General features: G+C 72.7%; 2 protein-coding genes. Both read left to right on the plus strand.

What is annotated here, in order from left to right:
- Positions 1 to 4,104: SDR family NAD(P)-dependent oxidoreductase (locus ACFC0B_RS40565; protein ID WP_376098472.1), on the plus strand; the 4,104-nt coding region annotated here is incomplete at its 5' end.
- The coding region (locus tag ACFC0B_RS40570) for an SDR family NAD(P)-dependent oxidoreductase (protein ID WP_376098475.1) at positions 4,101 to 11,959 on the plus strand (7,859 nt) is incomplete at its 3' end. The genes ACFC0B_RS40565 and ACFC0B_RS40570, both read left to right, overlap by 4 nt.

An 11,959-nucleotide genomic window follows, 5' to 3' on the forward strand; every position in this document is an offset into this window, starting at 1 on the left:
GACTCGACGGTGACCGGGGAGCGGATCGACACCGTGCTGCTGGACGCGGGGTACTGGTATCGCAACCTGCGTCGGACGGTGCGTTTCGAGGAGGTCACGCGGCTGCTGCTGGCGGACGGCTTCCGGCTGTTCGTCGAGTCGAGTGCCCACCCCGTCCTGGTTGTCGGGGTGCAGGAGAGCGTGGAGGTGTCGGGTGAGCGTGCGACGGTGATCGGGACGCTGCGGCGTCAGGACGGTGGCTGGTCGCGGCTGGCCGAGTCCCTCGCTCAGGCCTGGGTCGCGGGCGCGCCGGTCGCCTGGAACCAGGTCCCGGCCCTCACCGCGGGTCGCATCGTCGATCTTCCGACCTACGCCTTCCAGCGCGACCGCTACTGGCTGGAAGCGCCCGTGCTCGTGGGGGACGCGTCGGGTCTGGGGCAGAGCATCACCTCGCACGCCCTGCTCGCGGCCGCTGTCGACCTCGCCGGCGAGGGCGGCGCCGTCTTCACGGGGCGCCTCTCCCACGCCACGCATCCGTGGCTCGCCGAGCACGCCGTCCTGGGCAGCGTCCTCCTCCCGGGCACGGCGTTCGTGGACCTGGCGATCGCCGCCGGCGACCACCTCGGCGCCGGACACCTGGAAGACCTCACCCTCCACGCACCCCTCACCATCACCGAGAACGAAGGAGTCCACCTCCAGATCACCCTCACCCCCGACGGCAACGACGGCAACGACGGCTACACGCTCGCGGTCCACTCCCGCCCCGAGAACGGCGAAGGCGTCTGGACCCGCCACGCGAGCGGTCGCCTGACGTCCGAGAGCGTCGCCCCTGTGCTCATCGAGGGTGCCTGGCCGCCGGCGGGTGCCGAGCGGATCGACCTCGACGGCCTCTACGAGCGTCTCGCCGACCGTGGCTACGCCTACGGTCCGCTGTTCCAGGGCCTGCACGCCGCCTGGCGCCGGGACGGTGACCTGTTCGCGGAGATCACCTTTCCGCAGGACGACACGGACACCGGCGGCTTCGGCCTGCACCCGGCCCTCCTCGACGCCGCCCTCCACACCCTCCTCCTGGACGAAGGGCCCGACCGGGTCGTGCTGCCGTTCGCCTGGAGCGGCGTCACCCTCCACGCGACCGGCGCCACCGCCCTGCGCGTCCACTGGCGGTCCACGGGCGAGAACACCCACGCCCTCACCGCCGTCGACCCCGCCGGAACCCCCGTCATCGGCGTCGACACGTTGACCGTCCGGGAGATCACCCCGGACCAGCTCGCCACCCCCACCACCAACGACCTCTACCAGCTCACCTGGACGCCGGCCACCAAGGCCACCGAGTCCGCCGTCACCGGTGACGCGGTCGTCCTCGGCACCGAGACCTTCGGCCTCGACGCACCGCTCCACACCAACCTGGACACCGTGCCCGCGCACGCCCATGTGCTGCTCACCGTCGAACCGTCCACCACCACCGAGCCCGCCCACACCCACGAGGTCCTGACCCGAACCCTCACCACCCTCCAGGCGTGGCTCGCCCACCCCGACCACACCGACGGCCACCTCACCCTCGTCACCCGCCACGCCGTCACCACCCACCCCGCCGACCCGGCGCCGGACCTGACCGCCGCCGCGATCTGGGGCCTGGCCCGCACCGCCCAGACCGAGAACCCCCACCGCATCACCCTCCTCGACCTCGACGACCAGCCCCTCACCCCCGACACCCTGAGCAGCGGACACGCCCAGGTCGCCCACCGCAACGGCACGCCCCACACCCCCCGCCTCACCCCCGTCACCGACCACGGAATCCTGGCCGTGCCGGAGGGACCGGAGCCGTGGAGCCTCGACATGGAGGTCAAGGGTTCCCTCGACAGCATCTCGCTCAACTCCTTCCCGGAGGCGCTGAGTCCGCTGCAGCCGGGCCAGGTGCGGATCTCGGTGCGCGCGGCGGGCCTGAACTTCCGGGACGTCCTGGTCGCGCTGGGCATGGTGCCCGACGACGGCCGGGCGAAGGCCGGCGAGGTCGCGGGCGTGGTCACGGAGGTCGCGCCGGACGTCACCGGGTTCGCGCCGGGTGACCGGGTGATGGGTCTGCTGAGCACCGTGCTCGGGCCGATCGCGGTGACCGACCACCGCTGGATCACCCACATGCCGACCGGCTGGTCGTTCGCGCAGGCCGCCGCCGCGCCGGTGGTCTACCTGACCGCGTACTACGGCCTGGTGGACCTGGCCGGCGTCCAGCGCGGCGAGTCGCTGCTGCTGCACGCCGCGACCGGCGGCGTGGGTCTGGCCACGCTCGAACTGGCCCGCCACTGGGGGCTGGAGGTCTTCGCGACGGCGAGCCGGGGCAAGTGGGGGACGCTCCGCGAGGCGGGGATCCCCGAGGACCACATCGCGTCCTCGCGCAGCCTGGACTTCGAGGAGGAGTTCCGCGCGGTCCTCGGCGACCGGGGGGTGGACGTCGCCCTCAACTCCCTCGCGCACGAGTACGTCGACGCCTCGCTGCGGCTCCAGCGCCGGGGCGGTCGCTTCCTGGAGATGGGCAAGGTCGACAAGCGCGACTCCGCGCAGATCGCCGAGCAGTACGACGGTGTGGCCTACCACGTCTACGACCTGCTCGACGCCGGTCCGGAGCGGCTGCAGCAGATGCTGCGCGAGCTGCGGGAGCTGTTCGAGAGCGGCGTCCTCCGGCCGCTGCCGGTGACCACCTGGGACGTCCGGCAGGCGCCCGACGCCATCCGGTACTTCAGCCAGGCCCGGCACATCGGCAAGCTGGTGCTCGTCCTCCCGCAGCCGGTGCCGGCCGAGGGGACGGTCCTGATCACCGGGGCGACCGGTGTGCTCGGCGGCCTGGTGGCCCGCCACCTGGTGGCCGACCACGGTGTCCGGCGCCTGCTGCTGACCAGCCGGAGCGGTCTCGGGGCGCACGGGGCGGCCGAACTGGTCGCCGGACTAGAGGAGTTGGGCGCCGAGGTCACGGTCGCGGCCTGCGACGTCGCGGACCGCGAGGCGCTCGCCGGACTGCTGGCCGGCCTTCCCGCCGAGCACCCCCTCACCGCCGTCGTCCACACGGCGGGCGTGCTCGCGGACGGCGTCCTCGACGCCCTGACCCCGAAGGACCTGGAGACCGTGCTCCGGCCCAAGGTGGACGCGGCGTGGAACCTCCACGAGCTCACCAAGGACCTCGACCTGTCGGCGTTCGTCCTCTTCTCCTCCGCGGCGGGCACGCTCGGAACGGCCGGCCAGGCCAACTACGCCGCCGCCAACGCCTACCTGGACGCGCTGGCCCAGCACCGCCGGGCCCTCGGGCTGCCGGCGCACTCGCTGGCCTGGGGCCTCTGGGCGCAGACGAGCAGCATGACGGCCCACATGGGCGAGGCCGACCTGGCCCGGATGAAGCGGACGGGCGTGCACGCCATCACCTCCGAGCAGGGCATGGCGCTGTTCGACGCGGCTCGGGGGTCGGTCGAGCCGGTCGTCGTCCCGATCCGGATCGACGTGGCGGCGATGCGCGCCACCATGGCACCGGAGGACGTCCCGGACGTCCTGCGGAGCCTGGTCCACACCGCCACCCGGCGCGGCGTCAGCACGGCCCGGGCCGCCGGCGCCACCGGCGTCCCGCTCAAGGACACCCTGACCGGGCTGTCGGGCGAGGAGCAGCGCAAGACCCTGCTGGACCTGGTCAGGGCGCAGGCCGCCGCCGTGCTCGGCCACACCGACTCCGGCCGGCTGGACGAGGAGCGGGCGTTCAAGGAACTCGGCTTCGACTCGCTGACCGCGGTGGAGCTCCGCAACCGCCTCGGGTCGGCCTCCGGTCTGAAGCTGCCCGCGACCCTGGTCTTCGACCACCCGACCCCCCGCCTGCTCGCCGGCTACCTGCTGGACGCCCTCGCACCCGAGGCGGCGGACCCGTCCCGGAGCGTGATCGCCCAGCTGGACGGGATCGACGCCGCCCTCGGCTCCATCGCGGGTGACGACGACGCCCAGACGAGGATCGTCAGCAGGCTCCAGGCCCTGCTGTGGAAGTGGTCCGGCCCGACCGGCGCCTCCGACGAGGACACCGCGGAGGACGACCTGGACTCGGCCACCGACGACGAGCTCTTCGACGCACTCGACAATGAGATCGGAAACTTCTGATGGCGACGACGAATGAAGAAAAGCTCCGCGACTATCTCAAGCGCGCCACCGCGGACCTGCGCCAGGCGAACCGGCGTCTCCGCGACCTGGAGGCGAAGGATCAGGAGCCGATCGCGATTGTCGGGATGAGCTGCCGCTACCCGGGGGACGTCGAGTCGCCCGAACAGCTGTGGCGGCTGGTGGCCGAGGGGGCCGACGCGATCTCCGACTTCCCCGCCGACCGGGGTTGGGACCTGGAGAAGCTGTTCGACCCGGACCCGGAGACCCCCGGGACCTCGTACACCCGCAGGGGCGGCTTCCTGGAGCACGCCGGCGACTTCGACGCCGAGTTCTTCGGCATCAGCCCGCGCGAGGCGGCGACCGCCGATCCGCAGCAGCGCCTGCTGCTGGAGACCTCGTGGGAGGCGTTCGAGCGGGCCGGCATCGACCCCGCCGCCGTGCGGGGCAGCGACACCGGCGTCTTCGTCGGCGTCATCGCCCAGGACTACGCGTCGCGGGCGGACGAGGTCCCGGACGAGTACGAGGGCTACCTGCTGACCGGTAGCACGACGAGCATCGCCTCCGGCCGCATCGCCTACACCTTCGGGCTGGAGGGCCCGGCGGTGACGGTGGACACGGCGTGCTCGTCCTCGCTGGTCGCCCTGCACCTGGCCGTGCAGGCGCTGCGCCGCGGTGAGTGCGGCATGGCCCTGGCCGGCGGCGTCACCGTGATGGCCGCGCCGACCCTGTTCACCGAGTTCAGCCGCCAGCGCGGTCTCTCGGTGGACGGCCGCTGCCGCTCCTTCTCGGCCGACGCCGACGGTACGGGGTTCGCCGAGGGTGTCGGCGTGCTGCTCGTCGAGCGGCTGTCGGACGCGCAGCGGCTCGGTCACCCCGTGCTGGCGGTGGTGCGCGGCAGTGCGGTGAACCAGGACGGTGCGTCGAACGGCCTGACCGCGCCGAACGGTCCCTCGCAGGAGCGCGTCATCCGGCAGGCGCTGGCGAACGCCCGTCTCACGACGGCGGACGTGGACGTCGTCGAGGCCCACGGGACCGGGACGCGGCTGGGTGACCCGATCGAGGCGCAGGCGCTGCTCGCCACCTACGGGCAGGACCGGCCGGCGGACCAGCCGCTCCGGCTCGGCTCGATCAAGTCCAACATCGGCCACACGCAGGCGGCGGCGGGTGTCGCGGGCATCATCAAGATGGTGATGGCGATGCGGCACGGTGTGCTGCCGCAGACCCTCCACGCGGACGAGGCGTCCCCGCACGTCGAGTGGGAGGCCGGGAGCGTCGAACTGCTCAGCCAGGCCCAGGACTGGCACGACGCCGGGCGCCCGCGCCGGGCGGGTGTGTCGTCCTTCGGCGTGAGTGGGACGAACGCGCACGTGATCCTTGAGCAGGCGCCGGTTGTGGAGGATGCTCCGGGCGGCGCGGACGTTCTGCCGGTTCCGGGTGTGGTGCCGTGGGTGTTGTCGGGTCGTGGTGCGAACGCCCTGGAGGGTCAGGCGGCGCGGCTGTTGACGGCCGTGGACGGTTTGTCGCCTGCTGATGTGGGTGTGTCGTTGGTGTCGTCGCGGGCGGTGTTCGAGGACCGTGCGGTGGTGCTGGGCGGATCCGCCGCGCTGGCTTCGCTCGCGGAGGGTGTTGAGGCTCCGGGTGTGGTGCGGGGCCGTGCCGTTGCGGGTGGCCGGGTGGCGGTGCTGTTCACCGGCCAGGGCTCCCAGCGTGCCCGGATGGGTGCCGAACTCTACGAGACGCAGCCGGTGTTCCGGGCGGCGTTCGACGAGGCCGCCGCCGCGTTGGACGTGTTCCTGCCGCGCGCGTTGAAGGACGTGGTGTTCGCCGAGGGCGACGCCGACCTCGACCAGACGCTGTACACGCAGGCGGCGCTGTTCGCCGTCGAAACCGCCCTGTTCCACCTCGCGAAGGCCCACGGTGTGGAGCCGCAGGTCGTCGGCGGGCACTCGATCGGCGAGGTCACCGCCGCCCACGTCGCCGGTGTCCTCTCCCTGGCGGACGCGGCGCGTCTGGTGACCGCTCGGGGCCGGCTGATGCAGGCCGCCCGGGCCGATGGCGCGATGATCGCCGTCGAGGCCACCGAGGACGAGGTCCTGCCACTGCTGGACGGCCACCAGGACGCGGTGTCGATCGCCGCGGTCAACGGCCCCGCCTCCGTCGTGATCTCCGGTGACACCGTCCTCGCCGAGGAGGTCGCCGCGCACTTCAGCGCCCTCGGCCGGCGCACCCGTCGCCTCAGCGTCTCGCACGCCTTCCACTCGCCCCACATGGAGGGCGTGCTGGAGGAGTTCACTCAGGAGATAGCGTCCCTGGCGTTCAATGCGCCGACGATCCCGGTGCTGTCCAACGTCACCGGGACCCTCGCCACGACCGAGCAGCTCACCTCGTCCGCCTACTGGGCCGGGCACATCCGCGGCACCGTCCGCTTCCACCAGGGTGTCCAGCACCTCCACACCGAGCAGGGCATCACCGCGTTCCTGGAGTTGGGCCCCGATCCCGTCCTGACGGCGATGACCCGCACCACCCTCACCGACACCGACACCATCGCGGTGGCGGCCCTGCGCAAGGACAAGGCCGAGGACGAGACCTTCCTCACCGCCCTCGCCCACCTCTGGACCACCGGCACCCCCATCACCTGGAACCAGACCACCACCCTGGCCGGGGGCCGCACGGTTGACCTGCCGACCTACGCCTTCCAGCGCGACCGCTACTGGCTGGAGGCACCCGCCGTCACCGGCGACGCCTCGGGCCTGGGCCTGCGGGTGGCCGGTCACGAACTGCTGGGCGCGACCGTCGACCTCGCCGGTGAAGGCGGCGCCGTCTTCACGGGGCGCCTGTCCCTCACCGCGCAGCCCTGGCTCAGCGGCCACACCGTCCTGGGCAGCGTCCTCCTCCCGGGCACCGCGTTCGTCGACCTCGCCATCGCCGCCGGAGACCACCTCGGCGCCGGACACCTCGAAGACCTCACCCTCCACGCACCCCTGACCATCACCGGGGGCGTCCACCTCCAGATCACCCTCACCCCCGACGACAACGACGGCTACACGCTCGCGGTCCACTCCCGCCCCGAGAACGGCGAAGATGTCTGGACCCGCCACGCGAGCGGCCGACTGACCACCGAGGTCACCGAGCCGGTCGCGACCACCGGTCCCTGGCCGCCGGCGGGTGCCGAGCGCATCGACCTGGACGGGCTCTACGAGCGTCTCGCCGACCGCGGCTACGCCTACGGCCCGCTGTTCCAGGGACTGCACACCGCCTGGCGCCACACCGACGGCGACCTGTTCGCGGAGATCACCCTCCCCCAGGACGACACCGACGGCTTCGGCCTCCACCCGGCCCTCCTCGACGCCGCCCTCCACACCCTCCTGTTCACGGAGGAGGACGCTTCCCCGGCGCAGGGCGGTACCAAGCCGCCCGTCCTGCTTCCGTTCGCGTGGAGCGGCGTCTCCCTGCACGCAACGGGCGCCACTGCCCTGCGCGTTCACTGGCGGTCGACCGGCGAGAACACCCACGCCCTCACCGCCACCGACCCCGCCGGCACCCCCGTCGTCACCATCGACGCCCTCACCCTCCTGCCCACAACCACCACCCAACTCACCACCCCCACCACCAACGACCTGTACCACCTCACCTGGACCCCGACCACCAAGGCCAGCGCGCTCACCCTCACCGGTGACGCGGTCGTCCTCGGCACCGAGGCCTTCGGCCTCGACGCACCACTCCACACCGAACTCGACACCGTGCCCGCGCACGCCCACGTCGTCCTCACCGTCGAACCCTCCACCACCACCGACCCCGCCCACACCCACGAAGTCCTGACCCGAACCCTCACCACCCTCCAAGCCTGGCTCGCCCACCCCGACCACACCGACGGCCACCTCACCCTCGTCACCCGCCACGCCGTCACCACCCACCCCGCCGACCCCGCACCCGACCTCACCGCCGCCGCCGTCTGGGGCCTCGCCCGCACCGCCCAGACCGAACACCCCCAGCGCATCACCCTCCTCGACCTCGACGACCAGCCCCTCACCCCCGACACCCTGGGCAGCGGACACCCCCAGACCGCCCACCGCAACAACACCCCCCACACCCCCCACCTCACCCCCGCCACCACCGACAGCACCTTCCTGGCGCCGCCGCAGGACACGACGGTGTGGCGGATCGACGTCGCGAGTGCCGGGACGCTGGACGGCCTGGCCCTTGTCGCGAACCCGGAGGCCGCCCAGCCGCTGGAGGCCGGGCAGATCAGGCTGTCCGTGCGTGCGGCGGGGCTCAACTTTCGTGACGTGCTGATCGCGCTGGGGATGTACCCGGGCGAGGCGCGGATCGGCAGCGAGGGCGCCGGCGTGGTGCTGGAGGTCGCGCCCGACGTGACCGACCTGAAGCCGGGCGACCGCGTCATGGGCCTGCTCTCGGGCGGCGTGGGACCGGTCTCGGTGACGGACCGCCTGCTGGTGACGCCGATCCCGGAGGGCTGGTCGTACGCCCAGGCGGCGGCGACCCCGATCGTGTTCCTGACGGCGTACTACGCGCTGCGCGACCTGGCCGCGGCGGAGGCGGGGGAGACCCTGCTGGTGCACGCCGCCGCCGGTGGTGTCGGCATGGCCGCTGTGCAGCTGGCGCGGCACCTCGGGGTCGAGGTGTTCGGCACGGCGAGCCTCGGCAAGTGGGACACGCTGCGGTCGCTGGGATTCTCCGACGACCGGCTGGCCGACTCCCGCACGCTGGAGTTCGAGGAGCGCATCCTCGCCGCCACCGACGGTCGCGGCGTCGACATCGTCCTGGACTCCCTGGCACGGGAGTTCGTCGACGCCTCGCTGCGGCTGCTGCCGCGCGGCGGGCGGTTCCTGGAGATGGGCAAGACCGACATCCGGGACCCGGAGGTCGTCGCGGCCGAGCACGCGGGTGTCGCCTACCAGGCCTTCGACCTGATGGAGGCCGGGAACGCGCGCATCCAGCAGATGCTGCGCGAGCTGGTGGCACTGTTCGAGAGCGGTGCGCTGCGTCCGCTTCCCGTCACCGAGTGGGACGTCCGCCGGTCGCCGGAGGCCTTCCGCTTCCTCGGCCAGGCCCGTCACGTCGGCAAGGTCGTCCTCACCGTGCCGGCCGCGCTCGACCCGGACGGCACCGTCCTCGTCACCGGCGCCACCGGCACCCTCGGCACGCTGTTCGCCCGCCACCTGGTCACCGCGTACGGGGCGAAGCACCTGCTGCTGGTCAGCCGACGTGGAGCCGACGCCCCCGGTGCCGCCGACCTCGCGGCCGAACTCACCGCCCTCGGTGCGGAAGTGGCCTTCGCGGCCCGCGATCTGGCCGACCGGGACGCGACCGCAGACCTCCTGGCCGGCGTCCCCGCCGAGCACCCCCTCACCGCGGTCGTCCACACCGCCGGAGTCCTCGCGGACACCCTGCTCGCCGGTCTCACGCCCGAGCAACTGGCGGACGTCCTCCGCCCCAAGGTCGACGCGGCGTGGAACCTCCACCACCTCACCCAGCACCTCGACCTCTCCGCCTTCGTCGTCTTCTCCTCGATCGCGGGTGTGCTGGGCAACGCCGGCCAGGCCAACTACGCGGCCGCGAACGCCTATCTCGACGCCCTCGCCGACCACCGCCGTTCTCACCACCTCCCCGCCACCTCCCTCGCCTGGGGCCTGTGGGGCGGCGACAGCAGCGGTATGGCGGACGAGCTGTCCCAGGCCGACCGCGCCCGCATCGCCCGCTCCGGCATCACGCCGCTGACGGCGGAGCAGGGCCTGGGCCTCTTCGACGCCGCGGTGGCGGGCGGGCGCTCCTCGGTGGTGCCCGTGCGCCTCGACCTGAGTGCGATCGACGAGGGCAGTGCGCTGGTTCTTCGTGGTCTGGCGCCGGTGCGTCGTCGTCGGGCGGTGGCCGGTGGTGGGTCCGCGGGTGCGGGTTCGTTCGCGGAGCGGCTGGTGGGTCTGGGGGAGGCCGAGCGGCGGCATGTGGTGCTGGAGACGGTGCGGTCGGCGGTCGCGGGTGTGCTGGGTTACGCCGGTGCGGAGGCTGTTGATCCCGAGCGGGCTTTCAAGGAGTTGGGTTTCGACTCGTTGATGGCGGTGGATCTGCGGAACCGTCTTCAGGGGGTGACGGGTCTGCGGTTGCCGGCGACGCTGGTGTTCGACTACCCCTCGTCCTCGCTGTTGGCGGGCTTCCTGCTGACGGAGGCGTCCGGGGCCGAGCGGCCGGGTGCGGTCGCGGCGGCGGTTCCGTCCCGTGCGGACGGGGCCGAGGACCCGGTGGTGATCGTCGGGATGGCCTGCCGGTTCCCGGGCGGGGTGGACTCGCCCGAAGGGCTCTGGGGCTTGGTCTCCGAGGGTGTCGACGCGATCTCGGGCTTCCCGACGGATCGCGGCTGGGATCTGGAGAAGCTGTACAACCCGGATCCCACCCACGCGGGGACGTCGTACACGCGGGAGGGCGGGTTCCTCTACGAGGCGGACCGGTTCGATCCGGAGTTCTTCGGGATGAGCCCGCGTGAGGCGGTGGCGACCGACCCGCAGCAGCGTCTGCTGCTGGAGACGGCGTGGGAGGCCTTCGAGCGGGCGGGTATCGACCCGGCGGGCCTGCGGGGGTCGGACACCGGCGTGTTCGCCGGCGTGATCTCCGGGGACTACGCCTCCCGACTGGGCCGCATCCCGGGCGAGTTCGAGGGCTACCTGTCCACCGGGACGACCACCAGTGTCGCGTCCGGCCGGATCGCCTACACCTTCGGGCTGGAGGGCCCGGCGGTGACGGTGGACACGGCGTGCTCGTCCTCGCTGGTCGCGCTGCACCTGGCCGCGCAGTCGCTGCGCCAGGGCGAGTGCGACCTCGCCCTCGTCGGCGGCGCCACCATCAACTCCGGTCCGACCAGCTTCATCGAGTTCAGCCGTCAGCGCGCGCTCTCCACGGACGGCCGCTGCAAGGCCTTCTCGGCCTCGGCGGACGGGACGGGCTGGGGCGAGGGCGTCGGCATCGTGCTCGTCGAGCGGCTGTCGGACGCGCGGCGCAACGGTCACCCGGTGCTCGCGGTGGTGCGTGGCAGTGCGGTGAACCAGGACGGCGCTTCCAACGGCCTGGCCGCGCCGAACGGTCCGTCGCAGGAGCGCGTCATCCGTCAGGCGCTGGCAAACGCCGGTCTCACCACGGCGGATGTGGACGTGGTGGAGGCGCACGGGACCGGGACGCGGCTGGGTGACCCGATCGAGGCGCAGGCGCTGCTGGCCACCTACGGCCAGGGCCGTGACGCCGATCAGCCGCTCTGGCTCGGCTCGATCAAGTCCAACATCGGCCACACGCAGGCCGCCGCCGGCGTCGCGGGCATCATCAAGATGGTGATGGCCATGCACAACGGCGTCATGCCCAGCACCCTGCACGTCACGGAGCCCAGCCCGCACGTGGAGTGGGACACGGGCGCCGTCGAGCTGCTCACGCGGACGCGTGCGTGGGACGACGCCGGGCGTCCGCGTCGTAGCGCCGTCTCCTCCTTCGGCATCAGCGGCACCAACGCGCACGTGATCCTGGAGCAGGCCCCGGTGGTTGACGAAGCTCCGGCCGTCGACACTCCGGCGGTGCCGGGTGTGGTGCCGTGGGTGTTGTCGGGTCGTGGTGCGCGGGCCGTGGAGGGCCAGGCGGCGCGGTTGCTGACGGCTGTGGATGGTTTGTCTTCGGTTGATGTGGGTGTGTCGTTGGTGTCGTCGCGGTCGGTGTTCGAGGACCGTGCGGTGGTGCTGGGCGGGTCGGCCGCGCTGGCCGCGCTCGCGGAGGGTGTTGAGGCTCCGGGTGTGGTGCGGGGTCGTGCTGTTGCGGGTGGGCGGACGGTGTTCGTGTTCCCGGGGCAGGGTTCGCAGTGGGT

The sequence above is a fragment of the Kitasatospora sp. NPDC056184 genome, assembly GCF_042268405.1.
Classification (GTDB): Bacteria; Actinomycetota; Actinomycetes; order Streptomycetales; family Streptomycetaceae; genus Kitasatospora.